Annotated in this window: 17 protein-coding genes; 8 read left to right on the forward strand and 9 right to left on the reverse strand. The window is 62.4% G+C overall.

Annotated elements, in window-relative coordinates; genetic code table 11:
* Positions 1–4: 4 nt before the first annotated feature.
* Genes ACFO0J_RS15595 through ACFO0J_RS15630 form a run of 8 tightly spaced genes read right to left on the reverse strand, consistent with a single transcriptional unit; the run spans position 5 to position 10,163 of the window.
* Complete coding sequence (locus ACFO0J_RS15595) at positions 5–2,269, reverse strand: RelA/SpoT family protein (protein WP_376813998.1); 2,265 nt, start codon at positions 2,267–2,269, stop codon at positions 5–7.
* Positions 2,270–2,284: 15 nt separating this feature from the next.
* Positions 2,285–2,488: a DNA-directed RNA polymerase subunit omega gene (gene rpoZ / locus ACFO0J_RS15600; protein WP_376813999.1), complete on the reverse strand. Its 204-nt coding sequence runs from the start codon at positions 2,486–2,488 to the stop codon at positions 2,285–2,287.
* A gap of 12 nt (positions 2,489–2,500) precedes the next feature.
* Positions 2,501–3,145 carry a guanylate kinase gene (gmk, locus tag ACFO0J_RS15605; protein WP_376814000.1) on the reverse strand — a complete coding sequence of 215 codons (645 nt, stop codon included), beginning with the start codon at positions 3,143–3,145 and terminating at the stop codon, positions 2,501–2,503.
* Positions 3,146–3,157: 12 nt separating this feature from the next.
* Positions 3,158–3,487: a hypothetical protein gene (locus ACFO0J_RS15610; RefSeq protein WP_376814001.1), complete on the reverse strand. Its 330-nt coding sequence runs from the start codon at positions 3,485–3,487 to the stop codon at positions 3,158–3,160.
* Positions 3,488–3,531: 44 nt separating this feature from the next.
* Positions 3,532–4,317: an exodeoxyribonuclease III gene (gene xth / locus ACFO0J_RS15615; RefSeq protein WP_376814002.1), complete on the reverse strand. Its 786-nt coding sequence runs from the start codon at positions 4,315–4,317 to the stop codon at positions 3,532–3,534.
* Positions 4,318–4,350: 33 nt separating this feature from the next.
* Positions 4,351–7,371, reverse strand: coding sequence for a type III restriction-modification system endonuclease (locus ACFO0J_RS15620; RefSeq protein WP_376814003.1), 3,021 nt, complete (start codon positions 7,369–7,371; stop codon positions 4,351–4,353).
* The gene (locus ACFO0J_RS15625; protein WP_376814004.1) at positions 7,368–8,144 is read right to left on the reverse strand and encodes a hypothetical protein; all 777 of its coding nucleotides are present in this window, start codon (positions 8,142–8,144) and stop codon (positions 7,368–7,370) included. The genes ACFO0J_RS15620 and ACFO0J_RS15625 overlap by 4 nt, the downstream gene beginning before the upstream one ends.
* On the reverse strand, positions 8,145–10,163 hold the full coding sequence (locus ACFO0J_RS15630) for a site-specific DNA-methyltransferase (protein WP_376814005.1): 2,019 nt from the start codon (positions 10,161–10,163) through the stop codon (positions 8,145–8,147). It lies immediately after the preceding gene.
* Between the two features lie 173 nt (positions 10,164–10,336).
* On the opposite strand from ACFO0J_RS15630, the gene ACFO0J_RS15635 reads away from it, so the two are divergent.
* Complete coding sequence (locus ACFO0J_RS15635) at positions 10,337–12,319, forward strand: BCCT family transporter (protein WP_376814006.1); 1,983 nt, start codon at positions 10,337–10,339, stop codon at positions 12,317–12,319.
* A gap of 34 nt (positions 12,320–12,353) precedes the next feature.
* On the opposite strand, the gene ACFO0J_RS15640 is transcribed toward ACFO0J_RS15635, so the two are convergent.
* Complete coding sequence (locus ACFO0J_RS15640; protein ID WP_376814007.1) at positions 12,354–13,073, reverse strand: GntR family transcriptional regulator; 720 nt, start codon at positions 13,071–13,073, stop codon at positions 12,354–12,356.
* 499 nt (positions 13,074–13,572) lie between these two features.
* Between ACFO0J_RS15640 and ACFO0J_RS15645 the strand changes: the two genes are divergently transcribed.
* The 7 genes from ACFO0J_RS15645 to ACFO0J_RS15675 all read left to right on the forward strand — a co-directional run bounded on the left by ACFO0J_RS15645 (position 13,573) and on the right by ACFO0J_RS15675 (position 21,665).
* Positions 13,573–14,607 (forward strand): ABC transporter permease, encoded by a 1,035-nt coding sequence (locus ACFO0J_RS15645; RefSeq protein WP_376814008.1) that lies wholly within the window; start codon positions 13,573–13,575, stop codon positions 14,605–14,607.
* Positions 14,604–15,503: an ABC transporter permease gene (locus ACFO0J_RS15650; protein WP_376814009.1), complete on the forward strand. Its 900-nt coding sequence runs from the start codon at positions 14,604–14,606 to the stop codon at positions 15,501–15,503. The genes ACFO0J_RS15645 and ACFO0J_RS15650 overlap by 4 nt, the downstream gene beginning before the upstream one ends.
* Positions 15,504–15,562: 59 nt before the next feature.
* The gene (locus ACFO0J_RS15655) at positions 15,563–16,576 is read left to right on the forward strand and encodes a BMP family protein (RefSeq protein WP_376814010.1); all 1,014 of its coding nucleotides are present in this window, start codon (positions 15,563–15,565) and stop codon (positions 16,574–16,576) included.
* Positions 16,577–16,585: 9 nt separating this feature from the next.
* Positions 16,586–18,151 (forward strand): ABC transporter ATP-binding protein, encoded by a 1,566-nt coding sequence (locus tag ACFO0J_RS15660; RefSeq protein ID WP_376814011.1) that lies wholly within the window; start codon positions 16,586–16,588, stop codon positions 18,149–18,151.
* Between the two features lie 319 nt (positions 18,152–18,470).
* Positions 18,471–19,280, forward strand: coding sequence for an ABC transporter permease (locus ACFO0J_RS15665; RefSeq protein WP_376814012.1), 810 nt, complete (start codon positions 18,471–18,473; stop codon positions 19,278–19,280).
* Positions 19,281–19,295: 15 nt separating this feature from the next.
* Entirely contained in the window at positions 19,296–20,150 is an 855-nt protein-coding gene (locus ACFO0J_RS15670; RefSeq protein ID WP_376814013.1) for an ABC transporter ATP-binding protein, read from the forward strand.
* A 51-nt stretch (positions 20,151–20,201) separates the two neighbouring features.
* Positions 20,202–21,665 (forward strand): chlorohydrolase family protein, encoded by a 1,464-nt coding sequence (locus ACFO0J_RS15675; RefSeq protein ID WP_376814014.1) that lies wholly within the window; start codon positions 20,202–20,204, stop codon positions 21,663–21,665.
* Positions 21,666–21,703 lie beyond the last annotated feature (38 nt).

Genomic DNA, 21,703 nt, shown 5'->3' on the forward strand with positions numbered 1-21,703 from the left:
GGTTTTACCCCTTTGCCCGTACGATTTTCTGCACCTGGGGCACGTGCCGGATGGCGCGGATGACCTGGGCCAGGTGTTTGCGGCTGTCGACCTGGACCATGATGCTGAGCAGGGCCGTGGCGGCGGCCTCGTCGGGCATGGTGAGCTGGACGATGTTGGAGTCGGCTTCGGTGATTTCCGCCGCCAGGCGGCCCAGCACGCCGCGCTCGTTCAGCACCGTCAGTTCCAGGCGCGTGGTCAGGTGCCGCGCGGTGGTGGTGTCCCAGATCACCGGGATCCAGCGTTCCGGTTCGCGGGCCTGTTGGCGCATCGCCACCGGGCAGTCGCTCATGTGCACCACCAGCCCGTGACCCAGGCGGATGCCGCCGATGATCGCGTCGCCCGGCAGCGGACCGCAGCACGGGGCCAGCTGGACCGCTTGACCCTCGTTGCCGTGGATCACGATGGGCGCGCTGGTGACGGAGGTGAATTCGTCCACCGCCATCGCAGTGGTCTCCAGCATGGCGTTTTCCGGGGCGAAGCGGCGCGCCACCACGGCGGCCAGGCGCTTGCCCAGGCCGATGTCGGCCAGGATTTCCGTGCGTGAAGCCCCGCCCGAACCGCGGGCCAGCCGTTCCCATTGCGGGTCGTCGTCCTTGGGGTAGGGAATGGAGAGCTGATCGAAGGCCTGGTTCAGCAGCCGGCGGCCGAAGGCCACGGATTCCTCGTAGCGTTCGTTGCGCAGGTAGTGGCGGATTTCCGAACGCGCGCGGCCCGTGCGCACGTAATTCAACCACTGGGCGCTGGGGCGCGAAGCGGCCGACGTGACGATTTCCACCGCATCGCCGCTGTGCAGCTCGGTGCGCAGCGGCGAGAATTCGCCGTTGATCTTGCAGGCCACGGCGTGGTTGCCCACGTCCGTGTGGATCGCGTAGGCGAAGTCCACCGGCGTGGCGCCGCGCGGCAGCGACAGGATCTTGCCCTGGGGCGTGAACACGTAGACCGCATCGGGAAACAGGTCGACCTTGACGTGTTCCAGGAATTCGCCCGAATCGCCGGTCTGGCTCTGGATGTCCAGCAGCGACTGCAGCCACTGGTGGGTGCGTTTTTGCAGGTCGTTGAGCGAGGTGCCCTGTTCCTTGTACAGCCAATGTGAAGCCACGCCTTCCTCGGCCACGTGGTCCATGTCGCGGGTGCGGAACTGGAATTCCACCGGCGTGCCGTAGGGACCGATCAGCGTCGTGTGCAGGGACTGGTAGCCATTGATCTTCGGGATGGCGATGTAGTCCTTGAACTTGCCGGGCACCGGGCGGTAGAGCTGATGCAGCGTACCCATGGCCAGGTAGCATTCCGGCAGGGTGTGGACGATGATGCGGAAACCGTAGATGTCGAGCACGTCGGAAAACGACTTCTTCTGCTCGACCATCTTGTTGTAGATGCCGTAGAGCGACTTTTCCCGGCCGTTGACCTCGGCGTCCAGGCCGGCGGCGGGCAGGGCGGCGCGCACGGCTTCGGCGATCTTCGAGATGACTTCGCGGCGGTTGCCGCGCGCCGCCATCATGGCCTTGTGCAGGACGGCGTAGCGGTTCGGGTGGATGGCCTTGAAGCAGCGGTCCTGCAGTTCACGGAACAGTGCGTTCAAGCCCAGCCGGTGCGCGATCGGCGTGTAGATGTCCAAGGTTTCGCGCGCCACGCGGCGGCGTTTTTCGGGGTTGACCGCATCCAGCGTGCGCATATTGTGCAGCCGGTCGGCGAGCTTGATCAGGATCACGCGCACGTCGCGCGCCATGGCCAGCAACATCTTGCGGAAGGACTCCGCTTGTTGTTCGGCCTTGGTGGCGTATTCCAGGCGTTCCAGTTTCGTCAGGCCGTCGACGATTTCGGCGACCTCGACCCCGAATTTCTCGGCCAGTTCCTGTTTGCTGACGTCCTGATCTTCGATCACGTCGTGCAGCAGGGCTGCCATCAGGGAATCGGCGTCGAGCTTCCAGCCGGCGCAGATCTCGGTGACCGCGATGGGGTGGGAGATATACGGTTCGCCGCTGGCGCGGAACTGCCCCAGGTGGGCGTTGTCGGCGAAGCGGTAGGCTTCGCGGATGCGTTCGATGTCGCGCGGGCCCAGATAGCCCGAGACGATCTGATTGAGCCCGGCCAGCGAGGCGATCGGGCTGGGCGCGGGTTCGGATTGCGGCGCAGGCGCGGTGTGCGGCTTGCGCCGCCGCAGGCGGGGGCCTTTACGCAGGACGGCGAGCAGTCCGGAGGACGCGCCGCGCAAGCCTGAGAACGCCATCGCCCGCCCCTGGAATCAGGTGGGGACTTTACGCAGCATCTCGGTGCCGACCTGGCCCTGGGCGATTTCACGCAGCGCGGTGACCGTGGGCTTGTTGTGGCTTTGGATGCGGGCTTCGTGCCCCTGGGCCAGTTCGCGGGCGCGGTAGGTCGCGACCAGGGTCAGGTCGAAGCGGTTGGGCACTTGTTCGAGGCAGTCTTCTACGGTGATACGGGCCATATATATCCTGGTTCAGGAAGCGTTTGACAGCGGTTTACGGATGCCGAGCTGGGTGAACAGTTCAGCGTGTCGGACGGATTGCGCTGCGTAACGCAGGCGCGCCGCGCCGATGACTTGCCGAAGCTGTTCTAATGCAAGGCTAAATTCTTGATTAATAATAACATATTCGCAATCAGAGGCATGCGCCATCTCGCCGCCCGCAGCCAGCAGCCGGCGGGCGATGACCTGGGGCGCGTCCTGGCCGCGCTTGTTCAAGCGGGCTTCCAGGGCCTCGATCGAGGGCGGCAGGATGAAGATGCCGATCGCCTGGGGATAGTGGCGGCGCACCTGCAGGGCACCTTGCCAATCGATTTCTAGAATGATGTCGGTGCCGCCGGCCAGGGCCTGCGCGACCCGGTCGCGGGGCGTGCCGTAGAAATTGCCGTGGACTTCCGCCCATTCGAGCATGTCGCCCCGGTCGCGCAGCGCCTGGAAGGTTTCCACGGACACGAAGCGGTAGTGTTCCTGGTCGCGTTCGCCGGGCCGCGGGTCGCGGGTGGTGCAGGAAATGGACAGGGACAAGGTGGGGTCCAGGTCCAGCAGGGCATTGACCAGGCTGGACTTGCCCGCCCCGCTGGGGGCGACCACCATGAAGATATTGCCGTAAGACTGCGTCATGTCGGACTCGTATCAGCGTGCGGATGCCGCGTCGGGCTGGCCGAGTTCGGCCAGAGCTTCGGCGTAGGCCAGAGGACCGGTGCACAGAAAGACGATGGCATCGCCCGGGTTCAGATTGAACAGCACGTCCTGGATCTGCTCGGAGGCATCGTCGCCGTCGTGGATCGCCGCGACGTGAACGTCGCCGTCCCCCTGGAACTGTTCAGGCGGGACCAGATCGGCCACTTGTTCGATATCGGCTTCGCGTTGGGCCACGTAGACCCGGAACGGCAGGTCTTCCAGGGTGATGTCCAGGATCAGCCCCCGGTCCAGATGAGAGATCAGTCGGCTGTCGAGCGGCATGCGTGTCGATGAAGTTGGGCGGGATGACGATTATAGAATGATAATCAGGCGACGCCGAAGGTCGCCACGACTGGCGCGTGGTCCGAGGGCTTTTCCCAGCCGCGCGGGATCTTGTCTACCTCGCAGGCCAGGCAGCGCGCCGCCAGATCCGGCGTCGCCAGGATGTGGTCGATGCGCACGCCGGCATTGCGCCGGAAACCCATCTGGCGGTAATCCCACCAGCTGAAAATGCGCGGCGGCTGCTCGAACAGGCGGAACGTGTCCCGCAGCCCCAGCCCCAGCAGATCGCGGAAAGCCTGGCGTTCGGGATCGGAGACCAGAATGCCGCCTTCCCAGGCTGCGGGATCGTGCACGTCCTCGTCGGCCGGGGCCACGTTGTAGTCGCCCAGGATCACCAGGTCCCGGTGGCGGCCGATTTCACCGTCCAGCCAGCCGCGCAGCGCCTGGAACCAGTCCAGCTTGTAGGCGTACTTGTCGCTGTCGACCGCCTGGCCGTTGGGGCAGTAGGCGCTGATGATCCGCACCGGCTGGCCGCCCGGGCCGGGCAGGGTGGCGGCGATGATGCGTTGCTGCGGATCGTCGTAGCCGGGGATGTTGCGTTGCACGTCCAGGACCGGTTCGCGGCTCAGGATGGCCACGCCGTTATAGGTCTTCTGGCCCGCCCAGCAGGCATGGTAGCCGGCCTCCAGCAGGGCCTCGTGCGGGAATTTCTCGTCCGGCAGTTTCAGTTCCTGCAGGCACAGCGCGTCAACCGGGTTGGCTTGCAGCCAGTCCAGGACGTGGCCCAGGCGGACATTCAGGGAATTGACGTTCCAGGTGGCGAGTTTCATGGTGCTTCGTGTTGCGTGAATGCGGCTATGGTATCAGGACGATGCCTTGTCCCGCTCGACCCACAAATCCTCGACCGAGCGCGCCACCAGGTATCGGGCCGGATTGTCGCCCTGCGCCAGCGCGTTGAAGTGCGCCTTGCCGCATTGGATCCTGGCGGCTTCCGTGTCGCGCAGATCGTCGGTGAACAGGCTGCTCTTGGTTTCCACCACAAGATGCAGGCGCTGCGCGCCGTCTTCTTCGACCAGCACGGCCCAGTCGGGGTTGTAGCTGCCCAGGGGGGTGGGCACTTTGAACCAGCCCGGCAGCTTGACGTAGAGCTTGACGGCTTCGTTCTTCTCCAGCGCGTCGGCAAAATCCCGCTCCACGGCCGAGTCGTACACCACGTGCTCGTAGATCGATTTCCGGGTGTCCGGCAGCATGTGCTTCAGGTAGCCGGTCAGCGGCTCGAACAATTCCAGCGCGTAGAACTGATCGTCGCCGATCTTCTGGTACCGGATGCCATCGACCAGGGCCAGCCGTTTGCAGCGATTGATGGTCTCGGCGGCCAGCTCGATGAACTGCTGCGGGTTGCGCCTGAAGTCGTTCAGGCGGCCGCTGCCGGTCAGGATGCTGGCGAGGGTGCGGCGGGTGAGCTGGGTCCGATCCTGCAGGTCGGTCAGCAGGTCCGGCAGCGCGATGTCCGTCTCGTCCAGCGTCACGGTGGCTGCGCCTGTTTTTTCTGTGGCCGCGACGCCCGCCTTGCCAATGGCGATGTCGGCCTTGCGCCATTGCAGGCGGGCTTTCGCAATCGGCGGAGCCTGCTGCAAAACAGCCGTGCAATCCGCGATCAGCCTGGCGTTGTCGAACTGCACGCGATAGGTGGTCCGATGCTTGATGCGGTCCCACAGCGCCTTGAACCCGTCGCTCAGGTAAAGGGCCTTGCCATGCGGGTCTTTGCGCAGCGGGATTTGTGCACGCGCGTCAGCATTCTTGATGTCCAGGCGGCCCGATAGCTTGCGCAGGATCTCGGTGATGGGGCCTTTTTGAGCCTCAAGCCCGGCGGGCAGTACCAGGGTGCCGTGCTCCAGCGCCGCTTTCAGCGCATCCTGCACCTTGCCCTGGGCGTCGATGTAGCCTGCGGCCTTCAGGTGTTCCCAGAGCGCCTTTGATTGCGCCAGGCCCAGAGGGGCCATTTGCCCGTCCGGGCCTGTCACGGCAATCGCGGCAAACTGGTGCTGTTCGACGATGCCGAAGCGGATGCCGGTATCCCGTTCGATTTCCTTTTGCAACTGATCGGCAAACTGCTCGTAGTTTTCCGTCGCCACGACGGTCAGGGTATTGGTCTCGAAGCCGCGCACCCGCTCGCCGTCCTGGTTGACGCACAGGCGCAGGCCGCGGCCGATGGTCTGGCGGCGCTCGCGTTCGGTCTGGATGTCGCGCAAGGTGCAAATCTGGAAGACGTTGGGATTGTCCCAGCCTTCTTTGAGCGCCGAATGGGAGAAGATGAACTTCAGCGGCGTGCTGAAGGACAGCAGCTTCTCCTTTTCCTTCATGATCAGGTTGTAGGCGCGCTCGGCATTTTCCCGGTTGCCCGCGTTGTTCTCGGCGGTATCGGTCCAGCCGCCTTTCTTGTCGATGGAAAAATAGCCGTTGTGCGCGTCGGCGGCGGCGGTCCCCGGATCGATCCCGGCAAACAGGCCCCGGTAGGCCGGCAGCCTGGCGGCGCGGCGGTATTCCTCTTCAAAGAGGCGGGCGTACACGCCCTGGGTCGGGCGGCCGTCTGCGTCGTACCGGCGGTATTTATCCACGCTGTCGATGAAAAACAGGCTGAGCACCTTGATGCCCATGGGCTGCAGGCGCGTTTCCTTGTCCAGGTGTTCCTTGATCGTGCGGCGAATCATTTCGCGCTGCACGGCCAGCGCATCCACGTCGCCATGCGTCTGGCCCGGCTGCAGGAATACTTCTCCGCCGGGGTAGCGAAGCTCCATGAACGCTTCGCCCTTGGCTGTATTGATCTCGCCCACCCGAAAGCCTGCGTAAATTGGGCGGCCCTCTGCGCTCTGCTGGAGGTCGTCCCCATCGCATACCGTCACCTCGTCGCGCTGCACGCCTCTTGAGGTCTGCTTGTCCAGCTCGATCCTGGCGCTGATGCGGCCCCGCTTGTTCTCGACCCGCACCAGCCGCACAAAGGGTTTGTTGTGCGCATCCTCTACCGTGGCCGACGCGACTTCGATCTGCTTGACCAGTTTGCGCTCGTAGGCGTCCACCGCATCCAGGCGGAACACCATGTGGTGCTTGTCCACGTGGGTGGCGGAATAGCGCAGCGTGCAGAGCGGATTCATGGCGTCCAGCGCTTCCTTGCCGCGGCCTTCGAGGCCGCCGTCCACGCTCTGCGGCTCGTCCACGATGAGGATCGGCCGGGTCGCCTTGATCAGGTCGATGGGTTTTTCGCCGCCGGTCTTTTCGCTTTCTTTATAGAGGTTGTTGACATCCTTTTTGTTGATGGCGCCCACCGTCGCCACCATGATCTGGATGGTCGGACTGGTGGCGAAGCTGCGCACCGGCCCCGGCTTGCCGGAGTCGTACAGAAAGTAGTCGAACGGCTCGCCCCCGTACAGGTCCTTGAAGTGCGCCTCGGTGATCTGCAGGGTCTTGTAGACGCCTTCCTTGATGGCCACCGACGGCACCACGATCACGAATTTGGTGAAGCCATAGCGCTTGTTCAGCTCGAAGATCGTGCGCAGATACACATAGGTCTTGCCGGTGCCGGTTTCCATCTCCACCGTGAAATCGCCGGAGGCCAGCGACGGGGAGGGCGGCAGGCCGTTGCGCAACTGCACGCTGTTCAGGTTCTTGAACAGCGCCTCGTCCGACAAGGCCAGGTGGTTGCCGACACCCAGATCCGACTCGGCGACACCCAGCGTCATCTGCTGCCCGGCCGGGGCGTCTGCGGCGGGCGCCTTCACGGTCACGGTGAATTCGGTGCGGCAGATTTCCTGGCCGCGGAACAGGTCGCACACGGCCTCGATGGCCTGCATCTGATAGTCAAGGTCGGGTTCGAAGTGCAGCTTCATCGCTGGCCTTTGCCCTGCAGATAGTCGCCGGCCACGAATTGGTCGAAGGTGAATATCCCTGAGTGACGGGCGTTTCCGGCCGGGGACGGATATTCGAAAAGGCTCATGCTCGACGCATCATCGATGTAAGCCGGTCGCTTGACGTGATAGTTGTAGGCGATGGTGAATTGAATGTCCGCCCGGCGTGCCACGTCAACAATCAGGTTAAAGTTTGGAAAGTCCTGGGGGTACGGTTTCCAGTCTTGAATTTGAAAGTAGGATCTTTTTAACTCTATGATTTCAATAGGCGTTGATCGATGGTCGTCCAGCCTGAACAGATCGATATCTGAAACAGTAATTGAGCCTAAACTTTGACGCTGCCAGTGATGATAAGCGCTGCTTTCCCGGGAGTTGATGGCCTTGCCCACCGTGCCGTTTTTGACCTGAAGGCCTGCCGACTCAAAGTCATTTTTCAGTTTTTCAAGAGAAAGCAGATGTCCGTTGAGCTCGACGGAGTCGATTTCTTCGGCTTGGTCTTCATAACAAATGTCGAAAAAGGGCAGACCAACCCGCTGCGCCAGCTCCTTGGCCAGCGCCCAGCCATGTCTGGTTCTTTGAAGGGCGCCTGTGTTTTCGTTCCCGATTGACCGGGCCCTCACGAAGGCAACAACTTTTGCATGAGCGTATGCATCGCCATAAATAAGGATCCATGCATTGCCGGACACCCACACAAAGCCTGGATCCCCCGCTGCGTCGAGCCGTCGATAGACATCATTTCCCGTGTAATAGCTCATTCAGACACTCTTGACGCGGGAAATGCCGTTTTGCTGCAAGATGGAATACATGTTCAGCTTGGCGACGTCGTTCGAGAAACCTTGATCGTTAAAGATGCAGGTGATGTCTCCGGCCGGATTGAGTTCGCGGCGAATATCCAGAATACCCGAGGCAATGCCCTCTACATCGTCCTCTGCGATGTGTTCTGCCAAGTATGCCAAAAGCACGCCGTCCCTGGTGATATAGAGCGCATTGCCTGCGACCTGGCGCACTGTCAGCGAAGTGCCTGGATCCAGGCCCAGCTTGAGGATGATTTCGTACACGACATCCAACGGCGTCCGATCACGCTTGATGCGCTCCGTGGCGTCGATCAGATCTTCTGCCAATTGATCGATCGACGCATCCCATGCGCGGAAATTGCTTGAATCCAGCTTGAAGGCCTTGAATCCAAGGTCCCCCTTGCAGTCGGGGTGCAGGGCATGAATGGCCGCCGAGGCCCTGCGCAGGCGCTCTTTGGTGATCTCTGCGATATTGGGGGCTTTCCCAAGCGCATCGCAGAATTTCCTGGCTTCGGATTGCTCCTTGCGGTCTTCATCCAGTTTTTCAGGGAGTTGCACCAGCACAAATCTGCGCGTTGCCCCATCACGCGCATTCAAGGCCATCACCGCGTGCGCCGTCGTGCCCGAGCCGGCAAAGAAATCGACAACGATGTCATGGCCGCCGGAACACCACGCCAGGATGGACGCCAGGAACTCGACCGGCTTGGGCTGATCGAACGGGATGCCCAGTGTTTTCAGCAAGGCGTCATCCGATCCGCCGTAAGGCAGGATCGAAGGCACGTTTTCGTGCATGTTTTCATCAAGGAAATAGATCCGCTGCGGTTGCGTGCGCTCATCCGGCCCAAACTGGATACGCCCTTGGCCCAGCAGGCTTTCCATAGTGTCCGGGGGATTTCTCCAACCTCGCTCCGGAATGGGGCACGGCTTTCCCGTCACGGGGTGAATCAGCGGCAAGAAGTACTCGTCCGGGGCTTTTTTCTTGTTTGGCCAGGCCATGGACACCAGCCTGTACACCCGGCCCTCGTCGGAAATGCGGTCATACATGGCCTCTCCGCCGGACAGCGTCGTCTGCGTCTTCAGCCAGGACCGGTACGTCTCGTTCGCCTGTGCGATGCCATCCGCCGTGGCGACCGCCTGTTTGGCGGCGTCCAGCATGCGCTGCGCATTGCGCTTGGGCCTTTTCAAGGGCGATTTTTCCAGCAGCTTTTCGGCGTCTCGGGCAAAAATGACAATCGATTCATGCTGATAGGCAATGCCGCGAGCATCCCCCTTGGGATTTCTCTTGTCCCAGACGAGGACGCCCAGCTCGTTTTCTTCGCCAAAAATCTCCCGCAGCATCAGCACGAGCGAATGGACTTCATGCTCGTCGATATGGATGACGATGAGGCCGTCTTCGCGCAGCAGTCCGTGGGCCAGTTTCAACCTCGGGTACATCATGTTCAGCCAGTCGGTATGAAACCGGCCGCTGGCTTCGGTGTTGCTGCTGGTTTTTTCCCCGCCTTCCGCCTGCCCGGTCAGTTCCAGGTAGTGCTGGATGTTGTCCTGGAAATGGTCCGGGTACACGAAGTCCTTGCCCGTGTTGTAGGGCGGGTCGATGTGGATCAGCTTGACCTTGCCGGCATAGCTTTTTTGCAGGAGCTTGAGCACTTCGAGGTTGTCGCCCTCGATCATCAGGTTCCGGGTGGTATCCCAGTCCACGCTGTCTTCAGGGCAGGGGCGCAGCGTGCCCGTGCCGGGTGTGAGCGCCAGTTGCCGGGCGCGGCGCTTGCCGTGCCAGTTCAGGCCGTACTTTTCGTCGGCGTCGGTGACCGAGGCATCGCCCACCAGGGCCTTGAGCACATCGACATTCACCGCCGTGCCGTTCGCGTCTTCGGTGATCAGATCCGGAAAGTCCGGGAACAAGGCCTTGAGCCGCTCGATGTTGTCCGCCACCAGGTCGGCGGATCGGGTTTCGGGGCTGGCTGCCGTGAGTCTTTCCATATTTTTTCTATCAATCTTTCTATCAATCGTGCAATGTGCAAAGCGGTTGCCGGGCAGTCTTCAATGCTCAGCCGGTCCTGGGCAATACCCCCTATGCTAGACTGAACACACCCCAGCCACTGGAAAACGGCCCGGGCACAGCAAGATCATGTCGGGCCGGCTTGAATGACCGCATGAGAAAAACTCTCCATCCGCCTGTTTTCTACACCTCTGCTGCTTTTATCGTCTTCACGGTGGTTTTCACCGTGCTTGCCCCCTCCGTGGCGCAAAGAGTCTTCGACGCCACGCAAGCCTGGATCCTGGGCAACGCCAGCTGGTTTTACATCCTGACGGTCGCCGTCATTTTACTGTCGGTCGTGTTCCTGGCCGTCAGCCGCTATGGCGACATCAAGCTGGGGCCTGATCACAGCCAGCCCGATTACCGGGACGTCACCTGGTTTGCCATGCTGTTCTCGGCCGGCATGGGCATCGGCCTGATGTTCTTTGGCGTGGCCGAGCCGGTGATGCACTACGTCTCGCCCCCGGTCGGCGAGCCCGGCACGGTCCTGGCCGCGCGCGAGGCGATGAAGATCACCTTCTTTCACTGGGGGCTGCACGCCTGGGCGGTCTACGCCGTCGTCGGCCTGATCCTGGCGTTCTTCAGCTATCGGCACGGTCTGCCGCTGACCCTGCGTTCGGCGCTGTATCCGCTGATCGGCGAACGCATCTACGGCCCCATCGGGCATGCCGTGGACATCTTCGCCATCATCGGCACGGTGTTCGGGATTGCCACTTCGCTGGGTCTGGGGGTGGCGCAGATCAACAGCGGGCTGAATCACCTGTTCGGTATTCCGGTGAACCTGACCGTCCAGATCATCCTGATCGTCGCCGCCAGCCTGCTGGCCACGCTGTCGGTCGCCAGCGGCCTGGATCGCGGCATCAAGATCCTGTCCGAGACCAACCTGGCGCTGGCGCTGGCCTTGATGCTGTTCGTGCTGGTCCTGGGGCCGACGGTGTTCATTCTGCAGACCTTCGTGCAGAACACCGGCTCCTATCTGTCGGATATCGTCGACAAGACTTTCAATCTCTACGCTTACGAGCCGAATGACTGGATCGGCGGCTGGACGCTGTTCTACTGGGGCTGGTGGATCGCCTGGTCGCCGTTCGTCGGCTTGTTCATCGCCCGCATTTCGCGGGGGCGCAGCATCCGTGAATTTGTCCGCGGCGTCCTGCTGGTGCCGGCCGGCTTCACCCTGATCTGGATGACGGTCTTTGGCGATACGGCCATCCATTTCATCCTGGTCGACGGCCTCCGGGGGTTTGCGGAGGTGGTGGCCGACGACAGCGCCCTGGCCTTGTTCGTGTTCCTGGAGCAGCTCCCGCTGGCCGGCATCACGTCCATGGTCGCCATCGTCATGGTCCTGGTGTTTTTTGTCACGTCCGCGGACTCGGGAGCCTTGGTGGTCGATCTGCTGGCCTCGAATGGCGCCGAGCATTCGCCGGTCTGGCAGCGCATTTTCTGGTCGCTGTCCATGGGCGCGGTCGCGATCGCGCTCTTGCTGGCCGATGGCCTGGAAGCCTTGCAGACCGCCACCATCGCCAGCGCGCTGCCTTTTTCCGTCATTCTGCTGCTGTCGCTGTGGGGCGTTTTCAAGGCCCTGAAACTGGACGCCACCAAGCGGCGCATTCGCTACATGGCGGTGACCCGCGCGCCGGTGCCGGGGCATCGAGAACCCTGGCAGCATCGTTTGATGAACATCGTCCGCATGCCCAAGCGCCAGGATGTGCTGCGCTATATGCGCCGCATCGTGCAGCCGGCCATGCATGCCGTGGCCGATGAGTTGCAGCAGCAGGGATATGACGCGCAGGTCGTCGAGTCGGAGGGCCAGGACCGTGTCTCGCTGGAAGTCAAGCATTACGGCGTGTCGCTCGACTTCTCATACGCGGTGCTGCCGCTGGAGCACATGCGGCCGGTCCTGACCAACGAGGAGTCCGACACTGAGGAAAGCCGGCGCTATTACCGGGCCGAGGTCTTCCTGGGCGAGGGCGGTCAGGACTACGACGTCATGGGCTGGAGCGAGGATGCCGTGATCAGCGACATCCTGGACCAGTACGAGCGCCACCGCCAGTACCTGCACATGGTGCACGGTTCGGCGGCGCCGCCGGAGGACGCCTGAGGGTGTTGGCGTGCCGGGCGATCGTTGACCTGTCTTATGCCGGCGGCGGGGCGTCGGCGGGCGTCGTATCGAGCTGCAGCACGGCGTCGCGCTTTTCCAGCAGATGCTGGCGCAGGATCTCGCTCAGCCGGCGGCCGTCGCGCGCCTCCAGCGCTTCGATCATCTCGCTGTGCTCGCGGATCGCTTTTTCCCATTTTTCCGGTTGATGGTTGGAGCGGAAACGCAGGGCCTGAAGCCGGCGATTGATCGCAAGATAGGTCTGCCGCAGGGGGGTGTTGCGTGCGGCAAGATTGATGCGGTCGTGGATCTGCCTGTTTTTGGCATAGTAGCCGGGCAGGTCCTGGCGGGCATGGCAGGCCAGCATGGCAAAGTGCAGGGCCTTGATCTCGGCCAGTTCGTCGGCCCGGATGCGCGTGCATGCAAGTTCCCCGGAGAAGGCTTCCAGCCCGCTCATGAGCTCGAACATCTCGTGGATTTCGGCCGCGGACATTTCCGCCACCGTGGCGCCGCGATTGGGCACGAGGTCGATCAGGCCCTCGGCCGCGAGCACTTTCAAGGCCTCGCGCAAGGGGGTCCGGGAGATATCCAGCGTTTCGCACAACTCGCGTTCGTTGAGCTTCGCGCCCGGCGCCAACTCGCCCTCGATGATGGAGTTGCGTAAGCGATCGACGACGACCTCATGGAGTCGCAGTCTGGCAACCCTGGAAAGGGAGACAGTTGACTCCTCTTCTGTCTGGGGATGGATGCCTTGCATGCTGAACTTTCCTCGATAAGGCTCGTTGATCAGGGCGCCTGCGATCTATAGCTGTTCTGTTTGCAGGCTTTGCAAGCCCAGGGGATCGATCTGGATTTCACCCGATGCCTGGCGTCATTGTAGCAAGCCCTTGTTTTGCATGCAAAATCCGATAGCCATAGAACCAACAAGATATTGCACCGGGAAAACCCCGAGTGTGGCGTGCTGTTTTTGAATGCAAAATTCGTTTTAAGTGAAAGCGGTCCACACATTCAAGAGGTAGTCGATAGAGGGAAGGCGCGGGCTGGAGTATGCGGGCGATGATGTATGTCTGCGTGCTTCAAAGTTTCTTTGAATGCAAAATTAAATCCGATGTGATGGCGATGCATCTACGCAAACAGTTTGTTGTCCCACCCGAACCGATGACAAAAAAGCTGCGGCGGCACGAGATCCAGCCGTTCTGCGCAGGCGCGTCCGGTCCCCCGTCCGTCCGGTCTTGCCTGCGAGGGGGGTGACGGCCATGCGCATCGACAGCTTCCAGCTTTTGTGCAATCTGGGTGTCATTGTCCTGTCCTTGCTGCTCGGGACCCTGCTGGTGGCCGGCCTCGTGGAGTGGGTCGGCGGCAATGCCGGGGTTGCGCTGCTTGCCCTGGGGCAGGGGATGGTGGGCAGCCGGCAGGCGATCGTCGAGATCATCATCGAGGCGACGCCGCTGGCCTTGTGCGCCCTGGCCTTCCTCGTGCCGTTCAAGGCGGGTTTTTTCAATATTGGCGCCCAGGGCCATCTGCAACTGGGCGCGTTGACGGCGGTGTTTCTTGCCACCACGTTGACGCTGCCTGCAATCGTGCTCATCCCGCTGGCGCTGCTGGCTTCGGCGCTGGCCGGCGCCGTGCTGATCGTGCCGGCCTACCTGCTGAAGACGCGGCGGGGCGCCAGTGAAGTCGTGACGACGGTGATGCTGGATTTCGTCGCGCTGGAATTCACCTATGCCATGATCACCGGGCCCTTGCAGGCGCCCGGCACGTTCTTCGCCGAGTCGGATCTCATCCCCGAAGCATACCGCTTGCCGGTCTTCGGGGTGCATGTGGGCGTGCACCTGGCCATCGTGCTGATCGTGCTGATCAGTTGGGTGCTGCGCCGCACGGTGTTCGGTTTCCGGCTCGAAGCCCTGGGGGGCAATCCGAAAGCCGCCGAGGCGCTCGGCATGCATACCGGCCCGACCCTGATGAAAGCGGTGCTGCTGGCCGGCGCGATTGGCGGTATTGCGGGCGGTATCCAGGCCATGGGCGTGATTTTCCAGGTCGCCGAGGGCTGGGCCAAGGATTGGGGCTTTCTCGGCATTCTCGTGGCCCTCATGGGCCGCACGCCGATCGGCGCCATTTTCGCGGCGCTGTTGCTGGCGGGCCTGGAAATCGGCGGGCGGCACATGCAGGCCCTCACGGGATTGCCGGCCTCTCTGGTGTTCCTGCTGCAATCCGTCCCGGTATTGATTCTATTGGTGCTGAGCTCGACGCGCAGTTTCCGGAAATACACGACCCCAGGAGCCGGCAGATGATCCTCGATCCAGAATTCTTCCTATCGGCCCTGCGTGTCGCCACTCCCTTGATCATCGTGGCGCTGGGCGTGCTGGTCGCCGAGCTGGTCGGCATCCTCTTCCTGTGCGTGGAGGGGGTCATGCTGTGCGGCGCCCTGTTCGGCATGCTGGGCGCTTCATATTTTGGCGACCCGTGGATCGGCGTCGCCTGCGGCCTGGCCGCAGGCATCACGGCGGGCCTGATCTGCGCCGGGTTGTTTGTCTGGGTGCCGGCCGACCAGGTCGTGATCGGTCTGGCGTTCAATATCGCCGCCCTGGGTTTGACGAGTTTCATCTTCCGGGCCACCACGGGCGTGATCAAGAATTCCAGCGCCAGCCTGGCCTGGGCGACGCCGGATTGGGCCGTGGATCATCCCTTTCTCTCTTTTCTGTTCCAGGTGCCGCCCTTGGCGTGGCTGGCCGCGGGCTTGTTCCTCATCGCGGCCTACCTGCTGTTCCGGAGCGCGCCCGGCCTGATGCTGCGCTCGGTCGGCCAGAGTGTCGAGGCGGCCACGTCGGCCGGACTGGACGTGCTGTGGGTGCGCACCGTGGCGATGGGGATCGCCGGCGGGCTGGCGGGGCTCGGCGGCGCCGCGCTCACGGTGGGGTGGGTGCATAGTTTTTCCGACAACATCACGGCTGGGCGCGGGTTCATCGCGCTGGCCGTGGTGTATTTCGGTCGCTGGTATCCCGGTTGGACCTTCTTCGGCGGCCTGCTGTTCGGCGCGGGCGAGGTTCTGGGATTGAACGCACAGGTGCTGGGGGGGAATTCCCATCTTTATCTGATGGTCCCCTATGTCCTGACCATCATCGTGCTGGGCATGACGGGTGGTGGGCGCGGGCCGCGGGAGGTGGCCCGGCCGTACGAGCGCGATTGATACACAAGCGCGATTGACGCAGTACACATTTGTCGTTTGACGACACAAGGAGACGAACCATGCTGAACCTTCTGAAAAAGTCAGGACACCCATTCATGATGGCGGCGGCCGGCCTGGCCGTGGCCGGCGCGCTGATGGCCGGTCCGGCGGTGGCGCAGGACAAGATCAAGGCGGCGGTCATCTTCGGGGTGAACAATCCGGGGGCCGTGAATGGCTGGGACCGCGGGCATTTCCACGGCGCCCAGAAGCTGATCAAGGAGTACGGGTGGGACGTGGACATCGCCGAGGGCGTGCCGTTTCCGCAGATGGAACGGACGGCCGAGCGTTACGGCGAGGCCGGCTACCAGGTGGTGATCTTCACGTCCAGCGGGCAGATCCGCGCCTGGAATGCGGTGGCGCCGAAGTATCCCAAGACGGTGTTCGCCATGCTGTCCACGACCGACAGCCTGCCGAAATCCAATAATGTCGTGGCGTATGCGCCTGACTTCTTTTCCTATGGCGTATTGAACGGGCTGGTTGCCGGGCAGGCCACCGACAGCAAGAAGATTGGTTTCGTCGCGGGCCTGGCCGTGAAGGCGGTCGAGGACATGTGGAGCGGCATCGTGGAAGGCGCCAAGGCCGTTGCGCCGGACGTCGAGCCGTCCTACGCGTTCTCGGGCAATTGGACCGATGTGCCGCGTGCGCGCGAAGTGACCGACCTGCAGATCCGCCGGGGCGCCGACGTGATCATCGGCAATGCCGGCGACGGCACCCTGGGCATTCTTGATGCGGCCAAGACGGGCAAGGCCAAGTTCATCGGCTATGCCACCGACTGGTCGGCGGACGAGCCCGGCACGGTCCTCTCCAGCGTGCTGCTGGGCATGGATCAATGGTATGACGCGCTGGCCAAGGAGGTCGCGTCCGGCAAGGTCGAACCGAAGATCAACATCTTTGGCGTCAACAGTTTCAAGGTCATGCCGTTGAACACGAAACTGTTGAGCGCCGACCGGATCGCCAAGATCGATGACAGCGTGCGCCGCTATCAGTCAGGCGAATTGAAAGTGCCGGTCGTCCGTCACGAAGTGAAGAAATAAGGTGCCTGTGTGAGTATCCCCGCGATCGACCCAAAGGCGCCCGCAGTCAGCCTGGAAGGCATCACCAAGCGCTTTGGTGAGTTCAAGGCGCTCGATGATGTCAGCCTGGACTTGCGGCTGGGGGAAATCCATGCCCTGGTCGGGGAAAACGGCGCCGGCAAGACCACCCTGATGAAGGTGCTGTTCGGGGCGTATCAACCGACCTCGGGCCGTATCCTGCTGGATGGGCAGGATGTCACGCCGCATTGGAATACTCGCAAGGCGATCTCGCATCACATCGGCATGGTCCATCAGCATTTTTCCCTGGTGATGGAGCATTCCGTACTCGACAACGTCGTCATGCCGACGCTGGGCTGGCTGGATCTGGCGCCCGACTGGAAAAAATTCCGCAGCAAACTGAGTGAATTGCAGCAAAGCCTGGGATTTGATCTGTCCCCGGACCGCCTCGTGGGGGATCTGGCGGTGGGGGAGCGCCAGCAGGTGGAAATCCTGAAGATGTTGTACCAGGGCGCGAAGATCCTGATCCTGGATGAACCGACCGCCGTGCTGATTCCCCAACAGACCGAGCGCCTGCTCAAGACGCTGGTCCAGTTGCGCGAATTGGGCTACGCCGTGATCCTGATCACGCACAAACTGGAACATGCCACGGAATACGCCGACACGATCACGGTCCTGCGAAGCGGGCAGTGCGTGGCGACGCTCTCCAAAGGCCAGGCCAGCACCAGCGAGGTCGCCGCCATGATGGTCAAGCAGGAGGTCGCGACGGTGCGTCAATCCCGCGCCGCCCAAAGTGACGCGCCGGTGCTGGAACTCGGCGGCGTCTCCATGGAGACGTCGGGCGTGTCCGTGCTCGATCGGGTCAGCCTGAAGGTGTGCAGGGGAGAAGTGGTGGGGATTGCAGGGGTGGTCGGCAATGGGCAGACGGAACTGGTGGACGCCATCCTCGGCCTGCGGCCCCTGACCTCGGGGACCGTCATTCTGGACGGTGAGGACATCGGCTCCTCGGATGTCCTGAACCGGCGCGCCGGCGGCATTGCGCATATCCCCGAGGACAGGCATGCGCATGCCATCGTGGGTGAAATGGACCTCGCGTCCAATTTCATCCTGGGGCGCGAAGGGACGCCGAAGTTTTCCCGCCATGGCGTCCTGAACCGCAAGCGGATCGGCGAATTCGCCCGGCACAGCATGGCGGAGTTCGACGTCCGCGCTCAATCGGCGGGTGCGCGGATCCGGTTTCTTTCCGGCGGCAATCAGCAGAAAGTGGTGATCGGCCGCGAGCTGTCGACCCAGCCCAAATTCATCATCGCCCACGAACCCGCGCGGGGCCTGGACTTCGCCGCCACCGCCTACGTGCGCAGCCGGCTGGTTCAGGCGGCCGAAGAGGGGGCCGGCGTCTTGCTGATCTCCAGCGATCTCGATGAGCTCGTGGAGCTCTCCAACCGGATCCTGGTGATCTGCGGAGGGCGCCTGGTGGGCGCCCTGGATTCAGGCCATTACGATCCCGAGACCTTGGGACTGTTGATGGCCGGGGTGTCCGTGGAGGCGGATGCATCAGTGAAAACTATTGAAAATTGAATTCATAATTAAATTATGCATCGATAATCGGTGTGCAGTGCGTCAGGCAAGTGCGGATGCTCCAAGAGATCCTGCCTGATCATACAGAGGGGGAATCAATCCTTATAAGGGTAATTGCCCATTACGATAGTATGGCTATTTGCATTACGATATTTTGAATACAAAAGGCATTATGTAAAAATTCCAGAAAACGAGAGATCTTCTCTCGATACAGTCACACCACGGAAGCTGCTCGTCGGGTCCGTTGTTGGCGTCATCAGGGTGCTGTCACGCGCCCGGGTCCCGTGCATGAGACAGTCTTCCGGCTCCGTAAGGACAGATGATGGCCGGAAACTTGGAAATACCGCCCCTGAAGGCGCGGCGCATGGCTCGGTGCAAATCGATTCTGCACCGGGTTCAGCCGGTGGGCTCGATCGCCTTGTTTTTCATGCTTTGGGAACTGGCGGCACGCCTTCAGTGGATCAACCCGCGATTCGTGCCGCCGCCCAGCCAGGTCTTTGCCTCTCTCGTGGTCATGCTGCAAAACGGCATGCTGGTCGAAGACACGGTGGCCAGTGTGCAGCGTTCGCTGGCGGGTTTCTTCCTGGGATCCCTGGTCGCCATCCTGTTGGGTTTGTTGACGGGCCATACCGCCTGGTGCCGCCGCCTGTTCGAACCCATCATTCAACTGTTCAGGCCGATTCCGTCGATCGCGTTCGTGCCGCTGGCGACGCTCTGGTTCGGCCTCGGTGAAACGCCCAAGGTGTTTCTGATCGCGTATGGCGCTTTTTTTCCGGTATGGCTGAATACCCATGTGGGAGTCGGCACGGTGGACAGGGATTACCTGCGCGCCGCCCGGTGTCTGGGGGCGAATGCGCGGCAGATCTTTTTCGGTATCGTGCTGCCGGCCGCCTTGCCCTTCATCGTGGCCGGATTGCGGTTTGGAATCGGCGTGGCGTTCATCGTCCTTGTGGCCGCTGAAATGACCGGAGCATCGGCCGGACTCGGCTACCGCATCGAGCAGTCCCATCTGGTTTTCCGCCCGGATCAGATGCTCGTCGGTCTTCTGATGCTGGGGATTCTGGGCGCGGTCGCGGATTGGGTATTCCACAAAATCACCAGCAAGACTTTGCTGTTCTGGGTTAACTGAGTGGGGGCGGCTCGAATGTCCACGGAAATTTCGGGTATCGGCGGCGGGCGGCAGCGTGACGGCGCCATCGAGGTGAAGGACCTGAACGTCCAGTACCGGTCGAACGGCGGCTTGATCAAGGCTGTGGATGCGTTCAGCCTCGATGTGGCGCCGGGCGAGTTCGTGTGCCTGCTGGGGCCGTCGGGATGTGGAAAGTCCACGATCCTCAACGTCATGGCGGGTTTCATTCCGGCCAGTTCCGGATCCGTGCGGCTGGACGGCGAACTCGTGACGGAAGCGGGGCAGGACCGGGGCGTCGTCTTTCAGCGCTATGTCCTGTTCCCCTGGCTCAATGTCTTGCAGAACGTCGAATATGGTCTCAAGGTCCGGGGCGTGGACAAGGCGCTCAGGCAGCAGAAAGCGCGCGAATACCTGCACCTCGTCGGGCTGGCCGGCTTCGAACAGAAATATCCGAAGGAGCTGTCGGGAGGCATGCAGCAGCGCGTCGGCATCGCGCGCGTCCTGGTCAACGGACCCAAGGTCATGCTGATGGACGAACCTTTCGGCGCGCTGGACAGCCAGACGAGATACATGATGCAGGAGCTCACGCTCAAGGTCTCGCAGAAGGATGGCACCACGATCATATTCGTGACCCACGATCTCGACGAAGCCTTGCTGCTGGGGGATCGGATCTGCGTCATTACCGCATCACCGGGGCGCGTCAAGGAGGTCATCACGAATCCCATTCCCGGGCCGCGGTCGACGGAGATCGCCAGCCTGCCGGAATACGTCGAAACCCGGCGCCGGATTTATGAAATGCTGCGTGATGAGATACAGCGGTCATTTGCCCAGGAGGCGGAAAAACTGGGGGTTTCGAAAGTCGGCGCGTAGTGTTCGCCGATGCGGAATGGAAATCACGGGCGTGGCGGAGCGGGGCAAAAGATGCGGACACGGGTCAAGGCGGGCTGGCTTATCGGGCACGACGGGAGATCGCATGAAATCATCCGGGACGGCGAGCTCGTCTACGAGGATTCCGAGATCATTTTCGTCGGCAGGCATTTCGAGGGAAGCGTGGACGTCTCGATTGATGCCGGGGGAAAACTCGTCGGCCCGGGTTTCATCGATAGCCATGTCCACGCGGGGCATCGCGCGGTCCATCGCCTCATGTCCGACTGCGGCCGGCCCGAATTTCTGGGGCAGCCGTTCTACGAGCTGATTCCCTCTCTCGGAAAATCCAGTACGGGCGATCCCCGGCGAGCCGTGGGCCGGGAACTCGATCTCCAGGCGCAATACACCGTTGTTGAACTGCTGCTGAGCGGGATCACGACGTTCGTCGAGTTCGGGGCGTCGGCCGGCATGCAGGCGGCGCTGGCGGACCACGTCGAAAAACTGGGGATGCGGGCCTACCTGGGACCGGGTTTCGAATCGGGCAAATTGGGCTGTGATCAGGACGGGCGCCGCGCCTTCGAGCCCCATGACGACGAGGGGATGTCGCAGCTTCAGGAGGCCTTGCAGTTCATCGAGCGGCATGATGGCAAGGCCGAGGGGCGCATCAAGGGAATATTGGTACCCCGCGAAGTCGATACCTGCAGCGTATCGCTCCTGAAACGGGCCAACGAGCTCGCCATCGAACGCAAGCTCGTGCTTGCGACGCATGCTGCCTACAACCCCTGGGAGGTCTACGAGACCATCGCCAGGCATGGGTGCACGCCGATCGAGCTGCTGGAGCGGATTGGCATGCTGCGGCCCGGCGTCATCCTGGGCCACTGCAACTACTGCGCATCGGAAGGGCGCATGCACTATCCGGGCGGCCGTGATCTGGAAATACTGGCGCAGAGCGGTGCGTGCGTGTCCCATTGCCCGGTGAATCTGATGCGGCGGGGGCGGATGCTGGATCACTGGGGAAAGTACCGCGGCCTGGGCATACCCATTGCCCTGGGCTCCGATACCTATCCCAGGGACATGGTGGCCCTCATGCGCGCGGCGTCCTACATGGGCAAGATGGCATCGGGGGACCTGTTCGTGGCGCCGGCCGGCGAGGTCTACGAGGCGGCCACCACTGCGGGTGCCGATGTCCTGGGCAGGCGGGATCTCGGGCGCCTGGCGCCGGGAGCGAAGGCCGACTTCATCGTCATGGGCCTGTCCGGGACGCGGCACTTGAGACTGACGCCCGTGCGCGATCCGATCCGGGCCCTGGTCGAATGCGGCATGGGCGACGATGTCGAGACAGTGGTCATCGACGGCCATGTCCGCATGCGCGAGCGCGTCATCCCGGGCATCGATCTTCCGGCGTTGCAGCGGGACATCCAGCGGGATGCGGAGGCGGTATGGGAGCAGGTCAAGGACTGGGATCCTCTCGGGCGCAGCGCCGAGGCGCGCCAGCCCTACTCATTTCCGATGAGGTGACGCTCCTCGGATCACATCGTAGTCAAAACCGGAGGTCT

Origin of the sequence: Castellaniella hirudinis (assembly GCF_042651965.1) — a bacterium.
Lineage (GTDB): Bacteria > Pseudomonadota > Gammaproteobacteria > Burkholderiales > Burkholderiaceae_B > Castellaniella > Castellaniella hirudinis.